Consider the following 18,311-nt stretch of genomic DNA (forward strand, 5'->3'; position numbering starts at 1 on the left):
CCCCCGTCGCGGGTGGCGTCGCAAGCTTCGCCGACCGGGGCGGCGGGCGGGGCGCCGACCTCCTCTCCCACCACGTCGGTGGGCGCGGCCCCGGTCGGCTCGGGGTTCGGCTGGGTCATCGCGGTACCCCCGGCCGGCCGGGCGCGCTGCGGTTGGCCCGCACCCGCAGCGCGGTCACGATCTCGGGCCCCAGCAGGGTGACGTCGCCCGCACCCATCGTGACGATGACGTCGCCGGGGCCGGCGGCCGCGGCCACCTCTGCGGCCACCGCGGAGAAGTCGGGCAGGTAGCGCACCGGCGCACCGACGTGCGCGGCGACGCTGGCGCCGCTGACACCTGCGAGCGGTTGCTCGCGCGCGCCGTAGACGTCGAGGACGAACACCTCGTCGGCGGCGTCCAGCGCGCGACCGAACTCGGCGGCGAAAGCCTTTGTGCGCGAATACAAGTGCGGCTGGAACACCACGACGCAGCGACCGCCGCCGGCCTGGTCGAGCAGCGTGCGCACCGCCGCCAGCGTGGCGCTGATCTCCGTTGGGTGGTGGGCGTAGTCGTCGTACACCCGCACCGGCGCGTGGCCGTCTCCGGACGTGCCGACCAGTTCGAAGCGGCGGCGCACCCCCTCGAAACCGGCCAGCCCGTCGAGCACCTCGTCGGCGGGGGCGCCGATCTGGGTCGCCGCCAGCAGCGCGCCCAGCGCGTTGAGCGCCATGTGCCGACCCGCCACCGACAGCCGCATCACACGCGGATGAGGCTCGCCGGCCAGTTGGATGTGGGCGACCGCCCCGGTGCCCTGTTGCTCCCAGTCCACCAGCGTGCCGGCCAGGCTGTCGCCCGCCGACCCGTAGCGCAGCACGCGGACACCCAGCTCGGCGCTGCGCTCGGCCAGCGCGGCCGCGCCGGGGTCGTCGGTGCAGACCACGAGCGCTCCACCGGGCGCCAGCCGCTCCACGAAGGAGTCGAACACCCCGGCGTAGGCGTCGGCGCTGCCGTAGAAATCCAGGTGATCGGTCTCGATGTTGGTCACCACGGCGACGTCGGGCCGGTACTCCAGCAGCGAGCCGTCGCTCTCGTCGGCCTCGGCGACGAAGCAGTCGCCGCTGCCGTGGTGGGCGTTGGTCCCGGCCTCGCCGAGCTCCCCACCGACGGCGAACGATGGGTCGCGTCCGCAGTGCTGCAGGGCCACGATCACCATCGACGTCGTGGTCGTCTTGCCGTGCGTGCCGGTGACCATCAGGGTGGTGTGCCCGTCCATCAGCCTGGCCAGCACGGCCGGTCGCAGCAGCACCGGGATGCCGCGGCGCCGGGCCTCGACGAGCTCGGGGTTGGTCTTCGGGATGGCGGCGTAGGTGGTGATGACGGCCGTGGCGCCGCCCGGCAACAGGTCCAGCGAGGAGGTGTCGTGCCCGACGCGGACCAGCGCTCCCCGGGCCCGCAGCGCATGCACGCCGCGCGACTCCTTGGCATCCGACCCGGACACCAGGGCGCCCCGGTCCAGCAGAATGCGGGCGATGCCCGACATGCCGGCGCCGCCGATGCCGACCATGTGCACCCGCTGCAGCTCGGGCGGCAGCGGCCGGGCGGTCACGGCGTCCCTCCGCCTTCCCGGCCGGATGCCGGTTGGTGGCGCGCCGTCCGGGCCCGGCGCGCGATGTCCAGCGCGGCCCGGGCGACCTCGCGCGCCGCGTCGGGATGGCCCACCCGGGCGGCGGCAGCCGTCATCGCCGCCAACCGCGGCGGGTCGTTGAGGAGCCCGGCGGCCTGCCGGGCGACCAGCTCCGGGGTCAGGGCGGCGTCGGCCACCACCGTGCCGCCGCCGGCGTTGACCACCGGCAGCGCGTTGAGCCGCTGTTCGCCGTTGCCGATCGGCAGCGGGACGTAGATGGCCGGCAGGCCGACGGCCGAGACCTCGGCGACCGTCATCGCCCCGGATCGGCAGATGACCAGGTCGGCGGCGGCGTAGGCCAGGTCCATCCGGTCCAGGTAGGGCACCGCCACGTAGGGCGGGTCGCCCGGCCCGGGACGACGGAGGTCGAGGGTGTTCTTGGGGCCGTGCGCGTGCAGCACCGACACGCCCGCGGCGGCCAGGTCGGCGGCGGCCCCGGACACGGCGCGGTTGAGCGACACCGCCCCCTGCGAGCCGCCGAACACCAGCAGCACCCGCGCGTCGCCGGCGAAGCCGAAGTGCGCCCGCGCCTCGGCCCGCAGCGCCGCGCGGTCCAGCGTGGTGATGGCCGCGCGCACCGGCACGCCGACGACCTCGGCGCGCGCCAGCCCGCAGCCGGACACCGCGGCGAGCACCCGGTCGGCGGTGCGGGCGCCGACGCGGTTCGCCAGCCCGGCGCGCGCGTTGGCTTCGTGGATCAGCACCGGGATGCGGCGGCGCAACCGCGGCACGCCGCGGGCGGCCAGGTAGGCAGGCAGCGCGACGTACCCGCCGAACCCGACGACCACGTCGGCGTCCACGCCGTCGAGCACCGCGCGGGTCTCCCGGACGGCACGCCACACCCGCGGCGGCAGCCGCGCGAGGTCACCGCCGGGTTTCCGCGGCAGCGGCACCGGCGTGATCAGTTCGAGATGGTAGCCGCGCTCGGGCACCAGCCTGGTCTCGAGGCCGCGCGCGGTGCCCAACGCGGTGATCCGGACCTGCGGATCCAGCGCGGCCAGCGCGTCGGCCACGGCCATCGCGGGCTCCACGTGCCCGGCGGTCCCGCCGCCGGCGAGCACGACCGACAAGGCACCGGCGGGCGAGGGGCTTGCCCCCAGCCCGCCGGCGGACTTCTCGACGGTGTCGTTCACCCGTAACGCTGACCTTCCAGTGCGCGAGCGCGCCGCGTTTGGCGCTGACCGGCGTAACGCTGGCCAGACCCATGATGCCTGGCCCGCACGCGGGCGGTCCCCCCAGACTGCCGGGCCGGCCGGGCGGCCGGGCGCAGCGGCGCCTCGGAGTTGCGGGCGGGCGCCCTGGCCGCCTGCGAGCGGACGCCCTTGCGATCCCGGAACGACTCCAGGCGGGTCGGCACGTACGGCTGCGGCAGCGGCAGCCGCAGCAACCGGTTGACCTTGTCGTCGCGCCCGGCGCGCAGCGCGGCCACCGCCTCCGGCTCGTGACGGGCCGCGTTGGCCATGATACCGATCATGAAAAGCGTTGCCGCTGTTGATGTCCCACCGGCTGAAATCAGTGGCAGCTGGATGCCGGTGACCGGCAGGATGCCGATCACGTAGCCGATGTTGATGAACGCCTGGCCCAACACCCACATGGTCGTGGCGGCGGTCAACAGCCGCAGGAACGGGTCGGCCGACCGACGCGCGATCCGCATCCCGGTGTAGGCGAACAGCCCGAACAGCGCCAGCAGCCCGAACGCGCCGATGAACCCGAGCTCCTCGCCGATGATCGCGAAGATGAAGTCGTTGTGCGCGTTGGGCAGATAGTTCCACTTGGCCACGCCCTGGCCCAGGCCGTCGCCGAAGATGCCGCCGTGAGCCAGCGCGAACTTCGCCTGCCGGGCCTGATAACCGGTGTCCTGCGGGTCGTTCTCCGGGTTGATCCAGGACCGCACCCGCTCCGAACGGTAGCCGGCGGACATGGCCAGGACCGCGCCCGCGGCGAACACCGCCAGCAGCGAGGTGCCGAAGACGCGAAGCGGCAGGCCGCCGTACCACAGCAGGGCCAGCAGGATGATACCCAGCGACACCGTCTGCCCCAGGTCGGGCTGGGCCACGATCAGCGCCAGCGAGATGACGGCGGCGGGCACCAGCGGGATCAGCATCTCCCGCAGCGAGGCCCGCTCCAGCCGCCGGGCCGCCAGCAGGTGCGCGCCCCAGATGGCCAGCGCGATCTTCGCCAGCTCGGAGGGCTGCATCGACAGCCCGCCGACGACGAACCATTTGCGGGATCCGTTGGCCAGGTTGCCGATTCCGGGCACCAGAACCAGCACCAGCAGGATGACGGTGACCACGTAGCCGGTGAACGCGACGCGGCGCAGGAACCGCACCGACATCCGCAGCGCCACGTAGAACCCGCCCAGCCCGATGACCGTCCACAGGACCTGCTTGCCGAAGATGACCCACGCCGATCCGTCGGAGTCGTAGGACCGCACACCCGAGGCCGACAGCACCATGATGAGGCCCAGCGTCGTCAGCAGCCCGGCCACGGCGATGATCAGGTGGAACGACGTCATCGGCCGGTTCAGCCAGGCGCCGAAGCGGTGGCGCGGCCCGGCCTTCTCGGCCTTCGCCTTGCTCGTGCGCTTCGCCGGGTCGGTGTCGGTGGTGTCCGGCGCGGGCGGGTCGCCCTGCGCGCCGGTTTCGGCCGCGCCGGCTTTCTTGCCCCGGGCCAGCAGCCGGGTCAGCGCGTTGTCCACACCCGCCTACCGGAGGGCCGCGCGCACGGCGGCCGCGAAGGCGTCGCCCCGCTCGGCGTAGCCGCCGAACTGGTCGAACGAGGCGCCGGCGGGCGCCAGCAGCACCGTGTCTCCCGGCTGGGCAAGGTTGCGTGCCGCGGCCACTGCGGCCGTCATGACGCGAACACCGAGATCCCCGCCCGTGGGCTTCACTTCTGTCACATCTATCTCAGAAATCACAGCAGTCGCATCCATACCAGCATCCTCGCCTGTCACAACCTGGACGACGGGGACATCCGGCGCGTGTCGCGATAACGCCTCTGCAACCTTCTGCCGGTCGCGACCGATGAGCACCGCTCCGACCAGCCGGGACGCGATCCTGGCGACCTCCTCGTCGACCGACGCGCCCTTCAGCAAACCGCCCGCCACCCAGACCACCCGGGGGTAGGCCAGCACGGACGCCTCGGCGGCGTGCGGGTTGGTGGCCTTCGAGTCGTCGACGTAGGTGATGCCGTCGGCGACGGCGACGACCTCGGCCCGGTGCCGGCCCAGCCGGAACGACCCGATCGCCGCGGCGATGGCCCCGGCGGGCACCCCGAAGGACCGGGCCAGCGCGGCCGCGGCCAGGGCGTCGAGCACCCCGACGGGGCCCGGCACCGGGATCGAGTCGACGCCTGCCAGCGCCAGGTCCTCGGCAAAGGCCCGGTCGACGAGCCGGCCGTCGCGCACGCCGAGCTCGCCGGGGGCCGGTTCGCCCAGCCGGAAGCCGGCCCGTACCGGCGCCGCCGCGGTCTCCAGCAACGCGGCGGCTCGCGCGTCGTCCAGTCCGACCACGGCCACCCGGCCGTCGAGCACCCGGGCCTTGTCGGCGGTGTACTCGGCCATCGACGCGTGCCAGTCCAGGTGGTCCTCGGCGATGTTGAGCACGACGCCGGCCTCGGGCCGCAACGACGGCGCCCAGTGCAGCTGGAAGCTGGACAGCTCGACGGCCAGCAGGTCGGCGGGCTCGTCGAGGACGTCCAGCACCGGACTGCCGATGTTGCCGCACAACAGCGCGCGGCGGCCCCCGGCGATCAGCATGGCGTGCAGCATCGACGTCGTCGTCGTCTTGCCGTTGGTGCCGGTCACGACGAGCCAGCGGCGCGGCGGGCCGTAGTGGCCCGCGGCGTCGAGCCGCCAGGCCAGCTCGACGTCACCCCAGATCGGCACCCCCGCCGTCGCCGCGGCGGCCGGCACCGCCGTGCCCGGCGCGAAGCCGGGGCTGGTCACCACCAGCGCGTATGCCGAGATGCGTTGCGCGGCCGCCGACGTCGACTCGGTCGCCACGCCCCGCTCGGCGTACCCGCGCAGCGTGGCCGGGTCGTCGTCGCACAGGGTCACCGCGGCGCCGAAGCGGGACAGGGCCGCCAGTGCCGCCCGGCCCGTCACACCGCCGCCGGCCACCAGGACGGGCGCGCCCGGCACCAAGGGAACCATCGCCTTGTCGAAGCCGCTCATCACGCACCGACCGCGGCCAGCCACTCACCGTAGAACAGGGCCACGCCCAGGCCGCAGGTGATCGCGGTCAGCAACCAGAAGCGGATGATCACCGTCGTCTCGGCCCAGCCGGCCAATTCGAAATGGTGGTGGAAGGGCGCCATCCGGAACACCCGGCGCCCGGTGGTGCGGAAGGCCAGGATCTGCACCACGACGGAGCTGACCTCGGCGACGAACAGCGCACCCAGCACGACGGCGAGGACCTCGGTGCGACTGGTGACCGACAGTCCCGCGATGATGCCACCCAGCGCCAGGGACCCGGTGTCGCCCATGAAGATCTTGGCGGGCGCGGCGTTCCACCACAGGAAGCCGATGCACGCGCCGGCGGTGGCGGCGGCCACGATCGCCAGGTCCAGCGGATCGCGCACGTTGTAGCACGCCAGGCCGGGCGCGGTGACGCAGGCGTTGCGGTACTGCCAGAAGGTGATCAGTACGTAGGCGGCGGTGACCATCGCCATGCTGCCGGCCGCCAACCCGTCCAGGCCGTCGGTGAAGTTGACCGCGTTGGACCAGGCGCTGACCACGATCACGCAGAACAGCACAAACAACGCCGGCGCCAGCGTAACGGTGGCGATCTCCCGGACGTAGGACAGGTTCGGGCTGGCCGGGGACAGGCCGTTGGCGTTGTGGAACTGCAGCACCAGCACCCCGAACAGCACCGCGGCGGCGACCTGCCCGAGCATCTTGGCCGTCTTGTTCAGCCCGAGGTTGCGCGACCTGCGGATCTTGATCAGGTCGTCGAGGAACCCGACGCCGCCCAGCGCGGTGGCCAGGCCGAGCACCAGCAGGCCCGACGCGGACACCCCTTCGCCGTCGAAGGCGAGGCCGGCGAGGTGCGTGCCCAGGTAGCCCGCCCAGATGCCGGCGACGATCGCCACCCCGCCCATCGACGGCGTGCCGCTCTTGGTGTGGTGGCTGGGCGGGCCGTCCTCGCGGGCCTGGTGCCCGAATCCCTGCTTGGTGAACAGCCGGATCAGCGCCGGGGTCAACAGGATGGACACCGTCAGCGCGATTGCGACGGCGACGAGGATCTGTCTCACCGGGGGGCCTCGTCGGCGGGCTCGCCGCCCGGCGCGTCCCGGGCCAGGGCGTCGGCCAGCGCGCCCAGCCCGGCCGCGTTGGACGCCTTGACCAGGACCACGTCGCCGGGCCGCACCTCGGCGCGCACCAGGGCCAGGGCCGCGTCGGGGTCGGCCACACTCACGGCTCCGGCGCCCCATCCGCCTTCCAGGACCGCTCCGTGGTGCATGGCGCTCATCGACCTCCCATTTCCCACGACGACCAGTCGAGACACATCTAAGCGCACGGCCAGCCTGCCGATGCGCTCATGCTCGGTTATCGCGTCCTCACCGAGCTCGGCCATCTCCCCCAGCACCGCCCAGCTGGTGCGCTTTGCGCCCGCGCGGGCCCCGCCGCCGTGGGCGATCTGAGCCAGCGCCTGCAGCCCGGCCCGCATCGAGTCGGGGTTGGCGTTGTAGGCGTCGTCGATCACGGTGACCCCGTCGGCGCGGGTGATGACCTGCATCCGGTGCCGCGACACGGGACCGGCGCCGGCCAGCGCGTCGGCCACCTGTTCGGGCCCGGCGCCGCACTCCAGCGCGACCGCGGCGGCGCACAGCGCGTTGGTGACCTGGTGGTCGCCGTGGACGCCCAGCCGGACCTCGGTCGCGGCGCCGCGCGCGTGCAGGGTGAAGCGCGGCCGGGCCAGCTCGTCGAGCGAGACGTCGTCCGCCCACACGTCCGGGGTTGCCGGGCCGGCCCGCCCGACCCGCACCACCCGGGCCGCGGTCACCCCCGCCATCGCCGCCACCGCCGGGTCGTCGGCGTTGAGGACGACCACCCCTGACGACGGAACAGATTGCGGCAGTTCAGATTTCGTTCTGGCGATGGCGTCCCGGGAGCCGAACTCGCCCAGGTGCGCGGTGCCCACGTTGAGGACCACGCCGATCGCCGGCGGGGCGATCTGCGCCAGCGCGGCGATGTTGCCGGGGTGGCGCGCCGACATCTCGAGCACCAGGAAGTCGGTGCGGCGGGTGGCGCGCAGCACCGTCCACGGGTGACCCAGCTCGTTGTTGAACGACCCCGGCGGGGCGACCACCTCGCCCAGCGGCGCCAGCACGGCGGCCACCAGGTCCTTGGTCGAGGTCTTTCCCGACGACCCGGTGATCCCGATGATCGTCAGCCCGCCGGCCACCAGCTCGTCGGCCACCGCCCGGGCCAGCTGGGCCAGCGCGGCGAGCACGGCGGCACCCGAGCCGTCGGGGTCGTGCTCGAGCACCCCGGCCCGCGAAGCCGAAGCGCCTTCGGGGGCAACCACGATGGCGGGGACGCCGACCGGGCGGGCCGCCAGCACCGCGACCGCGCCCGCGGCCGCCGCCGCGGCCGCGTGGTCATGCCCGTCGGAGCGCGCGCCGGGCAACGCCAGGAACAGCCCGCCGGGGCCGACCGCGCGCGAGTCGAACTCCACGGTGCCGGTGACCCGCAGCGCCGCGGCGTCCTGTGGCGAGATGTCGGCCAGCGTGCCGCCGACGATCTCGGCGATCCGGGCGACGGTCAGGTCGATCATCGCCGTGCCGCCAGGGCGTCGGCCAGCTCCACCCGGTCGTCGAACGGGCGGGTCCGCCCGGCGCCGCGCTGCCCGGTCTCGTGCCCCTTGCCGGCGATCAGCACGACGTCGCCGGTGCGCGCCCACGCGACGGCGTGGTGGATCGCCGCCCGCCGGTCGGCGATCTCGACGACCTCGGCGGGACCGCGAGCCGCGCCGGCCAGGATCTCGCGGCGGATCGCCGCGGGCTCCTCACCGCGCGGGTTGTCGTCGGTGACGACGACGAGGTCGGCCAGTTCGGCGGCGATCTCACCCATCGGCGCCCGCTTGCCCGGGTCGCGCTCGCCGCCGGCGCCGAAGACCACCGCCAGCCGGCCGCCGGGGCGTTTGAGGGTCGACAGCACCGCCCGCAACGCCCCTGGCTTGTGCGCGTAGTCGACCAGCGCCAGGAAGTCCTGGCCGCGGTCGACCTGTTCCATGCGCCCCGGCACCCGGGTCTCCAGCAGACCCGGCGCCGCCTGCTCCGGGGACACGCCGGCCGCCTCCAGCAGGGCCAGCGCCACCAGGCAATTCGCAACGTTGTAGCGACCCGGCAGGTTGATGCCGACCCGGTGGTGCACGCCGGCGGGGTCCACAGCGGTGAACTCTTGTCCCCCGGCGCCCGCCAGGATCACGTCGATCGCGCGCCAGTGCGCGGGTCGGCCTTCGGCACTGACGGTGATCGCGTCCGCGGCCAACCCGGCCATCGCACGCCCGGCGTCGTCGTCGACGCACACCACGACGCGGCGCGCACGCAGCGGCGAGTTCGGGTCGAACAGCAGCGCCTTGGCTTGGAAGTAGTCGGCCATGGTGGGGTGGAAGTCGAGGTGGTCGCGGGACAGGTTGGTGAACCCGGCGGCCGCGAACCCGGTGCCGTCCACCCGGCCCAGTGTGAGCGCGTGGCTGGACACCTCCATGACCACCGTGTCCACGCCACGTTCGGCCATCACGGCGAGCATGGCCTGCAGCGCGGGGGCTTCCGGGGTGGTCAGCGCGCTGGGGACGTCGGCGCCGTCGACCCGGATGCCCACGGTGCCGATCAGCCCGGCCACCCGCCCGGCCGCACGCAGACCGGACTCCACCAGATACGTCGTGGTGGTCTTGCCCGAGGTGCCGGTGATCCCGATCACCGTCAACCGCTCGGACGGGTGGCCGTACACGGTGGCGGCCAGGTCACCGAGCACGCGGCGGGGATCGGGGTGCACGAGGACGGGGACCGCCTTGGCCAGGTTGACCATCTCAGCAACCCCGGCGGCGTCGGTGAGGATCGCGACGGCTCCCCGTTGGACCGCGTCCGCGGCATACCGCCCCCCGTGCGTGGTGGTGCCGGGCAGGGCGGCGAACAGGTCACCGGGACGCACATCCTGGCCGCGCAGCGTCACACCGGTGACCGGCACATCGGGGGCGGTAGTGCGGCCGGCCGGGACGGCGCCGACCCGGGCCGCCAGCGTCGACAGCAGCGCGCCCGCGGTGGTGCGGGGGCGGGAACCGGGTCCGAGAGGCGCCGACGACAATTTCCGGACCTCCCTTTCCCGCCGCCCGATCCCCATGATCGGCCCTGACACCCTACCTACCCGAAACCCGCCCGGGTCTGCCCTCGGGCGTGTGACGGCCGGCGGTGCGGCGTCCTCAGGTGGCCTGCAGCACCAGCGGCGGCCCCGGGTCGGGCGACAGCGGCACGTTCTCGCGCTGCATCAGCCAGCCCGCGATGTTGTGGAACAGCGGGGCCGCCGAGTGCCCCGGCGTGCCGTCGGGGTTGCGGTTCGGGTTGTCCATCATGATGCCGATGACATAGCGCGGATTGTCGACGGTCGCCATGCCGGCGAAGGTGATCCAGTAGACGTCGTCGAAGTAGCAGCCGCAGCCCGGGTTGATCTGCTGGGCGGTGCCGGTCTTACCGGCCATCTGGTAGCCGGGCACCGCCGCCGCCGGCCCGGTGCCCTGCTGGTAGCCCATCGGGTCGTGTTGCACCACGGCGCGCAGCATGTTGCGCACCGTCTGGGCCGTCTGCGCCGACACCACCCGGACGCCCTCCGGGCGCGGCTCCTCGGTGCGGGTGCCGTCGGGCGCGATCGTGGCCTTGACGATGCGCGGCGGTATCCGCACCCCGTCGTTGGCGATCGCCTGGTACATGCCGGTCATCTGCAGCAGGGTCATCGAAAGGCCCTGGCCGATGGGCAGGTTGGAGAAGGTGCTGCCCGACCACTGGTCGATCGGCGGGACCAGCCCGGCGCTCTCGCCGGGCAGCCCGACGTTGGTGCGCCGTCCCAGCCCGAACTTCTCGACCATGTCGTAGTAGCGCTCCGGGCCCACGCGCTGGGCCAGCATCAGGGTGCCGACGTTGGACGACTTCCCGAAGACGCCGGTGGTGGTGTAGGGCATCACGCCGTGGTCCCAGGCATCGTGCACGTTGACCCCGCCCATGTTGATCGAGCCGGGCACCTGCAGCACCTCGTCGGGGTTGGACAGCCCGTACTCGATGACCGACGAGGCGGTGATCACCTTGTTCACCGAGCCGGGCTCGAAGGGCGAGGACACCGACGGGTTGCCCAGCTGCCGGTCGCCTTGGCGCCCGATGTCCTGGGAGGGGTCGAAGGTGTTGTCGTTGGCCATGGCCAGCACCTCGCCGGTCTTGGCATCCAGGACGACGGCCGAGACGTTGTGCGCCCCGGACACGTTCTTGGCCTGCTGGACCTGCTGCTGCACGTAGAACTGGATGTCGTCGTCGAGGGTCAGCTGCACGGTGGAGCCGTTGACCGCGCGGTGCCGGTTGCGGTAGCTGCCGGGGATGACGACGCCGTCGGATCCGCGGTCGTAGGTGACCGAGCCGTCGGTTCCGGAGAGCTCGGCGTCCATGGACTCCTCCAGCCCCAGCAGCCCGTGGCCGTCCCAGTCGATCCCGCCGACGATGTTGGCCGCCAGCGATCCGCCCGGGTACTGGCGCAGGTCCTGTCGTTCGGAACCCACCTCGGGGTACTTGTCGGAGATCGCACCGGCGACGGCGGGGTCGACGGCGCGGGCCAGATAGACGAACGTCTCGTCGCTGTGCAGCTTCTTGAGCACGGTCTGCTGGTCCGGCTTGTTGTTCAGGCGGGCCGAGACCTCCGTGGCGATGTCGCGCAACCGCTGCTGCGGGTCGGGGGCCGACGAGTTCTTGGCCTTGGCCTCCTCCAGCTGTTTGCGAATCCGCTTCGGCTGGAAGGTCAACGCGCGCGACTCGGTGGTGAACGCGAGCTGATCGTTGTGGCGGTCGACGATGCTGCCGCGCACCGCCTTCTCGACGTCGGTGACCTTGAGCTGTCCGGCCGCCTGCGCGCGCAGCGCCGGGGCATCGGTCACCTGCAGCACGAACAGCTGCGCCGCGGCGATCAGCGTCATCGCCAGGATGACCGCGTTGCCGGCCCGACGAGCTCCCCTGGTCTTGCGGAATCGCCCGGGTTCTCGCGTGTCGGGGGCCTGGCCGGCTTTGCCCGCCGCCCGGGCCCGCCCGGGCTGCCGAGCCTCTGCCTCGGATTTGCGGGGACCGCGGCCCGGTCGCGCCGACTGCGAGCGGCGGGTCCGCCTGGGCTCCCCGCCGCTCATCCGGCCACACCCGGCGTCGCCACGGCGGGCGGCGCGAACCGTCCGGCGGTGGCCGGCTGCGGCGCCACGGCGCCGGGCACGACGGGAACCGCGGCCTGGGGGGCTTCGGGCGCCGTGCCCAGTTGCAGCGGAACCGGCACCTCGGCGGGCCCCGGGGCCGGGAACTGGCCGGGCACCGGAACGGGCAGCGGCATACCCGGGGCCGGCAACCCCGGTGTCGGGCCCGCACCCGGCAGCTGCCCGGGCACCGGGAGGACCGCGCCCGGCGGCTGCCCGGTGACCGGGGCGCCCGGCATGCCGGGCAGCGGCGCCGCCTGGGCGGGCAGGTGCTGGCCGCCCACGGTCGAGGAGCCGTCCGGGGCGCGCAGCAGCATCTCGGGTCCGGGCCGGGCCGGCGCCACCGGGCCGCCGGGGGCCGGCTCGATGCGGACCGGGACCTCGGGGGACTGCTCCGGCCGCGGCGGCGGGGGACCCTCGTCGGGCAGCTTGGCGTTCAGCGGCGGCGGCGGAACGCCGTCGGCGGGTTTGGGTGTGCCCACGACCACCCAGTTGCCGGCGGGGTCCTGGACCAGGTGGGCGGTGTCGCGCGTCGGGATCATGCCCTGCTTGCGGGCCGCCTCCGCCAGCGCCGGCGCGGACTCCGCCTCGCGCACATCGCGTTCCAGCGCCTCCTTCTGCTGCTGCAACACGCGGTTCTTCGCGCGCGCGTGGCTCAGCTGGTACGACCGCTCGGCCGAGGCGGTCGACAACCACAGCGTCAGCCCAAGCCCGAGACCGAGCGCACCGATGACCAGCACGACGAACGGGACCTTGCCGAGCAGGGTCCGGGGCCGCAGGTCGACCGCGGCCAGCCGCGCCGCCAGCCGCTCCGTCAAGCGGGGCCGGACAACCTTGGGCGCCTTGGCTTTCCGCGCCTTGGCCCGGGCCTTGGCCTGACCGGCGCTCTTGGCCCGCACCGGCCGGTCCACCGGCCGCGGGATGGGGCTGGTCTGCGGCCCCGATCCCGGTGTCCGGCCCTCTCGGGCGGGCGCCGGGGCCTTACCCGGCCGGGTGCTGTGCACCGGCTCGGCCGCGGTGCGCCTGCCCTTGCGGGCGGAACCGCCGGAGCCGGGGCCCCCGCCCCGGCGATCGCTGCCGCCGCGGCGTTTCGGCGTCTCGCGCTTGGTCCTCATGAGTCGCCCTTCCCCGTTGCGTGCCGTGCTGCTTCCACCCCGTCCTCCACCCGTTGCAGGGCCCGCAATCGCACCGCGGCGCTGCGCGGATTGCGTTCCATCTCAGCGGCATCCGCGCGTTCGGCGCCGCGCGTCAACGACCGGAACCGAGGCCCGTGGCCGGGCAGTTCGACCGGCAGGTCGATCGGCGTGCGCGTGGCGACGGCCGCGGCGAAGGCACGCTTGACGATCCGGTCCTCCAGGGACTGATACGACAGCACCACGATGCGTCCGGCGCCGGCGAGGGCGTCCAGCGCGGCCGGCAGCGCGCGGCGCAGCGAGTCCAGCTCGTCGTTGACCGCGATGCGCAGCGCCTGGAACGTGCGCTTGGCCGGATGCCCCCCGGTGCGCCGCGCCGGGGCCGGAATCGCTTGGTAGAGCAGCTCGACCAGCTCCGCGGTGGAGGTGAACGGAGCGCGAGCGCGCCGGCGCACGATCTGCGCGGCGATGCGGCGCGCGAACCGCTCCTCGCCGTAGCGGTGCAGGATGTCGGCCAGCGCCGCCTGGTCGTAGCTATTGACGATGTCGGCCGCGGTCAGCGGCGAGCCGGGATCCATCCGCATGTCCAGCGGGGCGTCGCGCGCGTAGGCGAAACCGCGCTCGGCGCGGTCGAGCTGCATCGACGACACACCCAGATCGAAGAGCACGCCGTCTACCGATCCCCGCTCCGGACAACCGGATTCGGCCAGCGCCGCGGCCAGGCCGTCGTAACGGGTGTGGACGAGCGTGACCCGGTCGGCGAATCTGGCCAGCCGGGCACGGGCGATGTCCAGGGCGCCGGGATCGCGGTCGAGCCCGATCAGCCGCAGTCCCGGCAGGTCGATGAGGAACCGCTCGGCGTGGCCGCCCGCGCCGAGCGTCGCGTCGACGAGCAGCGCTCCCGACCCGTCCGCGGCACGGCGGGTCAACGCCGGGGTCAGCAGCTCGACACAGCGGTGCAGCAGGACGGGAACGTGTCCGTGGTCACCCGAATCATCAGCCACCGCAACGCCTCCCCGGGTTTGGCGGCGGCCGTCGACCGCACGGACCGGATCCGAGAGCGCCCCTGCACCGAGGTCCCTGTCCGAAGGCACGAACCTGGCGTTGGGGAAGTACGCCAGGGTCGGTTCGGGCAGAGGCCACGATGCACGGGCATGCGCCTCAGATGATGTCGCCGAGTGCTTCATCGCTGGCCGCGGAGAAGTTCTCTTCGTGTGTCTGCTGGTAGTCGTGCCAGGCCTGGGCGTCCCAGATCTCGAGGTAGTCGACCGCCCCGATCACCACACAGTCCTTGGACAGGTTGGCGTAACGACGGTGGTCGGCCGACAACGTGATGCGGCCCTGCGCGTCGGGATGCTGCTCGTCGGTGCCGGCGGCGAGGTTGCGCAGGAACGCCCGGGCTTCCGGGTTGCTGCGCGACGTCTTGCTGGCGCGGCGGGCAAGCTGTTCGAACTCCGCGCGCGGGTAGACGGCCAGGCTGTGATCTTGGCTCTTGGTGACCATCAACCCCCCTGCCAGCGCGTCGCGAAATTTGGCGGGCAACGTCAGCCGCCCCTTGTCGTCGAGCCGGGGCGTGTAGGTGCCGAGAAACACCTGCCCACCTCCCGCCCGGAGCGGTTCGGCCTCGCCCGAACACTGCTGTCACCATACCCCACAATCCCCCACTTCACCCCATTAACAGGGCGTCGTCGGCGCGTTTCCCGGGACATTTGCCACCGTGGGCCGACCGGGCGTGCCGGGAGGGCACCGTGGAACCCGGTGGCAACCCCGGAAAACCGCATTTCAAAGGCACGATACGGCGAGTGGGGCAAAGTGGGGGGATGCGGAGCAGTCCGGTGGGGCTCAGTTCGGACGCGGTTCGGCCTCGAACCGGGCATGCCCGCAAGAACTGCCGCAAGAATGAAGGGGTAGCCCGCGGGCTACCCCTTCACGACGCCGTACGGAGCCGGCACCGCCGCGCCGGCGGCGGTTCGGCTACTGGTCGAAGCGACGGCGGAACCGGTCCTCCATGCGGCTGGTGAACGAGCCGCCGCCGCGCCTGGTGCGGCGCGGACGCAGCGACGCGGGTCCGGATCCGGGGTGCTCCGGCCGGCCCCCCAACCGGGGCCCGGTGATCGCGTACACCACGCCGGCGAACATCACGACGAAACCGACGACGCTCAGGATCGGGAAGTTCCCGATCATCGTGGCCTTGAACGCAACGCCGGATACCAGCATCGCCAGACCGATGACGAACAGCGCCGCGCCCTGCAGGCGCCGCCGCGCGGTGGGCGCGCGGAATCCTGCGCCCCGAACGCTCGAAGCGAACTTGGGGTCCTCGGCGTAGAGAGCGCTCTCGATCTGATCGAGCATCCGTTGCTCATGATCGGAGAGTGGCATTCGTCCCTCCTTGCCGACAGCTTGGCACGTCACTATCGATAGCACGCGGATGCCCGATTTGCGGGCAACTAACTCAGATGATACGAGGTCAATCTGCGCCGTACCACTGGTTCGACGGCGATTCTATCGCGGCCCGGCCGGCAGACCCGGCCGGACGGCAACGCCGGTGCGCCAGAACCGCCCCGTCGGGGCGGGGACTTCACCGCTTGTTAGCCGTGACCGCTCAGCGACCGGGGCCGCGGGGGTCCGATAATGGCGGTGCGGCGGGCCCTGAGATGGACTGGAATGGGCTGGAAAGCGCTGGAAAGCTATGCCGCTGCAGGGCGATGGATCAGGAGGACACCGCGAGTTGCCGATCTTCCTCATCGATCTGCCGCCCGCCGATATGGAGCGCCGCCTCGGCGACGCCCTGGGGGTGTACGTCGAGGCGATGCGATACCCACGGGGCACCGAGAAGCAACGTGCCGCGATGTGGCTCGAGCACCTGCGGCGGCGGGGCTGGCAAGGGGTCGCCGCGGTGGAGACCGACGAGGCCGCGGCAGGGGACGGGGTCGCCTCGGGCGCCCCGCTGAGCGATGCGCCGCTGGTCGGCGTGGCCTACGGCTACCCCGGGGCAGCCGGGCAGTGGTGGCAGCAGCAGGTCGTGATGGGTCTGCAGCGCGGCGGCTCGCCACCCGAGGTGATCGCGCGGCTGATGAGCAGCTATTTCGAGCTGACCGAGCTGCACATCCATCCCCGCGCCCAGGGGCGGGGCCTCGGCGAGGCATTGGCCCGGCGGCTGCTCGCCGGTCGAGGCGAGAAGAACGTGCTGCTGTCGACCCCGGAAACCAACGGCGAGGCCAACCGTGCGTGGCGGTTGTACCGGCGACTGGGCTTCACCGACGTCATTCGCGGCTACCACTTCGCCGGCGACCCACGCGCGTTCGCGGTCCTGGGCCGGGCGTTGCCCCTGCAGTGATCGGTCCCCCGGGCCGACGCGCCACCGCGCACCCGCGACGACCCGCCGACCCGCCACGCCGCGTCTGGCACGATGACCTGGTGCGCGCCGGCTCTCCCCCGATTCATGCCCGAGGATTCACCGCTCGGCGGCGCCGGGTGCTGGCCGGGGCCATGCTGCTCCTGCTGGTCCCGCTGGCCACCGGGTGCCTGCGGGTCAGGGCATCGATCACCATCTCGCCCGACGATCTGGTCTCCGGGGAGATCATCGCCGCCGCCAAACCCAAGACGCCCAAGGACACCGGCCCGCAGCTGGAGAACAACCTACCGTTTGCCCAGAAGGTCGCGGTGTCCAATTACGACAGCGACGGCTATGTGGGGTCGCAGGCGGTGTTCTCCGACCTGACGTTCGCCGAGGTGCCGCAGCTGGCGGACATGAACTCCAACGCCGCCGGCGTCAACCTGTCGCTGCGCCGCAACGGCAACCTGGTGATCCTGGAGGGCCGGGCCGATCTGACCTCGCTCACGGATCCCGACGCCGAAGTGGAGCTGACCGTCGCCTTCCCGGGGGTGGTCACCTCCACCAACGGCGACCGCGCCGAGCCCGACGTCGTCTCGTGGAAGCTCAAACCGGGTGTGGTGAGCACCATGACCGCCCAGGCGCGCTACACCGATCCCAACACGCGGTCGTTCACCGGGGCCGGCATCTGGCTGGCCATCGCGTCCTTCGCGGCCGCCGGCGCGGTGGCGGCGCTGGCCTGGTTCAGCCGCGACCGCTCACCGCGGTTCAGCGGCCCGCGCGACCCACCGCCGGGCTAGGCCGCCGCGAGCGGCGACCAGTAGGCGAGCATCTCGGCGAACGCCTGGAACGCCGGTGCCGACACCCCGTACGTCGCCTCGAAATGGATGCTGAGCGGGAAGCCGAGGTCGGCGACGCCGTCGATGACGCGCTTGTACAGGTCGACCATGAGCCGGCGCTTCCGTGCCGGCTCGCAACCGGCCAGTTCCTTCACGAACTCCTGCTCGGCGGCCACCGCCGCGTTACCCGGGTCCTGGATCAGCCAGTTGATCAGCCCGATGCGGCTCTCCACCTTCGGCACGAAGCCGAACGACAACAGGACCTCCGGCCGGTGGTCGCTGCTGTGGGCGAACTCCTTCAAAAACCCCACGATCGCGTCCGAATACAACAGCTGGGTCATGCCGTAGGTCGCGCCCCGATCGCACTTGAAGTTGAAGCGGCCCTGTTCGCCCTCGCGGGTGGGGATCAGGATCACCCCGCGGTTGCTCACCAGCTCCCGGTAGATGGACAGCGCGTCGGTCGGGGCGACGCCGGACCCTTCCCCGTCGCTCATCGTGCGCGGCACGCCGACGAACACCACGCCCTCCATGCCGGCGGCACACAGATCCTTGAGCCGCCGCTGCAGCGCCGACTCGTCCATGAAGGCGGTCACCTGCGTGCACAGGCCGCGCAACCCCGGCAACTCCGGCTTGATGATCGACCAGAAGTCCAGCACGTCAAGCTTCGGCTTCATCGGCACGGGACGGTCGTCATCCTCGGCGATCATCCCGGGGATCATCACGTGCCGAATCCGGCCCTTTAGGCCGCTCTCGGCCGAGCACTGCACCACTTTTCGCGCATCTTCCAGCGCCCGTTCCCGACCGTCTTCCACGTTGGGCGGCACCAGTTCGAGGGCGATGGTGTTGAGGGTCACGCGGCTCCTCTGCATCAGACGAAGGCTGCTCCGGCATTTTCGGGCCGGACAG

General features: G+C 72.7%; 15 protein-coding genes. 2 read left to right on the plus strand and 13 right to left on the minus strand.

Annotated features, from left to right (window positions below; all coding sequences use genetic code 11):
• Positions 1-115: 115 nt before the first annotated feature.
• From murC to FPZ47_RS14245, 12 genes are all read right to left on the minus strand, one after another.
• Positions 116-1,543 carry a UDP-N-acetylmuramate--L-alanine ligase gene (murC, locus tag FPZ47_RS14190; RefSeq protein WP_425461762.1) on the minus strand — a complete coding sequence of 476 codons (1,428 nt, stop codon included), beginning with the start codon at positions 1,541-1,543 and terminating at the stop codon, positions 116-118.
• 38 nt (positions 1,544-1,581) lie between these two features.
• A complete protein-coding gene (gene murG, locus FPZ47_RS14195; RefSeq protein WP_144950539.1) occupies positions 1,582-2,796 on the minus strand; it encodes an undecaprenyldiphospho-muramoylpentapeptide beta-N-acetylglucosaminyltransferase in 1,215 nt (404 codons plus the stop codon).
• Positions 2,793-4,361, minus strand: coding sequence for a putative lipid II flippase FtsW (ftsW, locus tag FPZ47_RS14200; RefSeq protein ID WP_425461760.1), 1,569 nt, complete (start codon positions 4,359-4,361; stop codon positions 2,793-2,795). The genes murG and ftsW overlap by 4 nt, the downstream gene beginning before the upstream one ends.
• Positions 4,362-4,367: 6 nt before the next feature.
• Positions 4,368-5,816: a UDP-N-acetylmuramoyl-L-alanine--D-glutamate ligase gene (gene murD, locus FPZ47_RS14205; RefSeq protein ID WP_425461761.1), complete on the minus strand. Its 1,449-nt coding sequence runs from the start codon at positions 5,814-5,816 to the stop codon at positions 4,368-4,370.
• A gap of 20 nt (positions 5,817-5,836) precedes the next feature.
• Positions 5,837-6,916 (minus strand): phospho-N-acetylmuramoyl-pentapeptide-transferase, encoded by a 1,080-nt coding sequence (gene mraY, locus FPZ47_RS14210; protein ID WP_144950535.1) that lies wholly within the window; start codon positions 6,914-6,916, stop codon positions 5,837-5,839.
• Positions 6,913-8,442: a UDP-N-acetylmuramoyl-tripeptide--D-alanyl-D-alanine ligase gene (locus FPZ47_RS14215; protein ID WP_144950533.1), complete on the minus strand. Its 1,530-nt coding sequence runs from the start codon at positions 8,440-8,442 to the stop codon at positions 6,913-6,915. Before FPZ47_RS14215 ends, mraY begins: the two co-directional genes overlap by 4 nt.
• Positions 8,439-10,010: a UDP-N-acetylmuramoyl-L-alanyl-D-glutamate--2,6-diaminopimelate ligase gene (locus FPZ47_RS14220; RefSeq protein WP_144950531.1), complete on the minus strand. Its 1,572-nt coding sequence runs from the start codon at positions 10,008-10,010 to the stop codon at positions 8,439-8,441. Before FPZ47_RS14220 ends, FPZ47_RS14215 begins: the two co-directional genes overlap by 4 nt.
• Before the next feature lie 79 nt (positions 10,011-10,089).
• Complete coding sequence (locus tag FPZ47_RS14225; RefSeq protein WP_145039468.1) at positions 10,090-12,042, minus strand: peptidoglycan D,D-transpeptidase FtsI family protein; 1,953 nt, start codon at positions 12,040-12,042, stop codon at positions 10,090-10,092.
• Entirely contained in the window at positions 12,039-13,214 is a 1,176-nt protein-coding gene (gene ftsL / locus FPZ47_RS14230; RefSeq protein ID WP_144950527.1) for a cell division protein FtsL, read from the minus strand. The genes FPZ47_RS14225 and ftsL overlap by 4 nt, the downstream gene beginning before the upstream one ends.
• On the minus strand, positions 13,211-14,419 hold the full coding sequence (rsmH, locus tag FPZ47_RS14235) for a 16S rRNA (cytosine(1402)-N(4))-methyltransferase RsmH (protein ID WP_144950525.1): 1,209 nt from the start codon (positions 14,417-14,419) through the stop codon (positions 13,211-13,213). Before rsmH ends, ftsL begins: the two co-directional genes overlap by 4 nt.
• Positions 14,394-14,825 carry a division/cell wall cluster transcriptional repressor MraZ gene (gene mraZ, locus FPZ47_RS14240; protein WP_144950524.1) on the minus strand — a complete coding sequence of 144 codons (432 nt, stop codon included), beginning with the start codon at positions 14,823-14,825 and terminating at the stop codon, positions 14,394-14,396. The genes rsmH and mraZ overlap by 26 nt, the downstream gene beginning before the upstream one ends.
• A 381-nt stretch (positions 14,826-15,206) precedes the next feature.
• The gene (locus FPZ47_RS14245; RefSeq protein WP_144950521.1) at positions 15,207-15,611 is read right to left on the minus strand and encodes a DUF3040 domain-containing protein; all 405 of its coding nucleotides are present in this window, start codon (positions 15,609-15,611) and stop codon (positions 15,207-15,209) included.
• A 349-nt stretch (positions 15,612-15,960) separates the two neighbouring features.
• Here FPZ47_RS14245 and FPZ47_RS14250 point away from each other — a divergent pair, with 349 nt between their 5' ends.
• Together FPZ47_RS14250 and lppM are read left to right on the plus strand one after the other, a co-directional pair.
• Positions 15,961-16,569 carry a GNAT family N-acetyltransferase gene (locus tag FPZ47_RS14250; protein WP_144950519.1) on the plus strand — a complete coding sequence of 203 codons (609 nt, stop codon included), beginning with the start codon at positions 15,961-15,963 and terminating at the stop codon, positions 16,567-16,569.
• A 152-nt stretch (positions 16,570-16,721) separates the two neighbouring features.
• Positions 16,722-17,366, plus strand: coding sequence for a lipoprotein LppM (gene lppM, locus FPZ47_RS14255; RefSeq protein ID WP_144950567.1), 645 nt, complete (start codon positions 16,722-16,724; stop codon positions 17,364-17,366).
• Here the strand turns inward: lppM and FPZ47_RS14260 are convergent.
• Entirely contained in the window at positions 17,363-18,259 is an 897-nt protein-coding gene (locus FPZ47_RS14260; RefSeq protein WP_144950565.1) for a mycobacterial-type methylenetetrahydrofolate reductase, read from the minus strand. The two genes, lppM and FPZ47_RS14260, sit on opposite strands and share 4 nt — an antisense overlap.
• Positions 18,260-18,311 lie beyond the last annotated feature (52 nt).

This window comes from Mycobacterium helveticum, assembly GCF_007714205.1.
GTDB lineage: Bacteria > Actinomycetota > Actinomycetes > Mycobacteriales > Mycobacteriaceae > Mycobacterium > Mycobacterium helveticum.

Excerpts from the sequence above, each read along its gene's own strand:
- ftsL (WP_144950527.1), bottom strand. The coding sequence starts at position 13,214 with ATGAGGACCAAGCGCGAGACGCCGAAACGCCGCGGCGGCAGCGATCGC.
- rsmH (WP_144950525.1), bottom strand. The coding sequence starts at position 14,419 with ATGAAGCACTCGGCGACATCATCTGAGGCGCATGCCCGTGCATCGTGG.
- murC (WP_425461762.1), bottom strand. The coding sequence starts at position 1,543 with ATGGTCGGCATCGGCGGCGCCGGCATGTCGGGCATCGCCCGCATTCTG.
- murD (WP_425461761.1), bottom strand. The coding sequence starts at position 5,816 with ATGGTTCCCTTGGTGCCGGGCGCGCCCGTCCTGGTGGCCGGCGGCGGT.
- FPZ47_RS14220 (WP_144950531.1), bottom strand. The coding sequence starts at position 10,010 with ATGGGGATCGGGCGGCGGGAAAGGGAGGTCCGGAAATTGTCGTCGGCG.
- lppM (WP_144950567.1), top strand. The coding sequence starts at position 16,722 with ATGCTGCTCCTGCTGGTCCCGCTGGCCACCGGGTGCCTGCGGGTCAGG.
- FPZ47_RS14245 (WP_144950521.1), bottom strand. The coding sequence starts at position 15,611 with ATGCCACTCTCCGATCATGAGCAACGGATGCTCGATCAGATCGAGAGC.
- FPZ47_RS14215 (WP_144950533.1), bottom strand. The coding sequence starts at position 8,442 with ATGATCGACCTGACCGTCGCCCGGATCGCCGAGATCGTCGGCGGCACG.
- FPZ47_RS14225 (WP_145039468.1), bottom strand. The coding sequence starts at position 12,042 with ATGAGCGGCGGGGAGCCCAGGCGGACCCGCCGCTCGCAGTCGGCGCGA.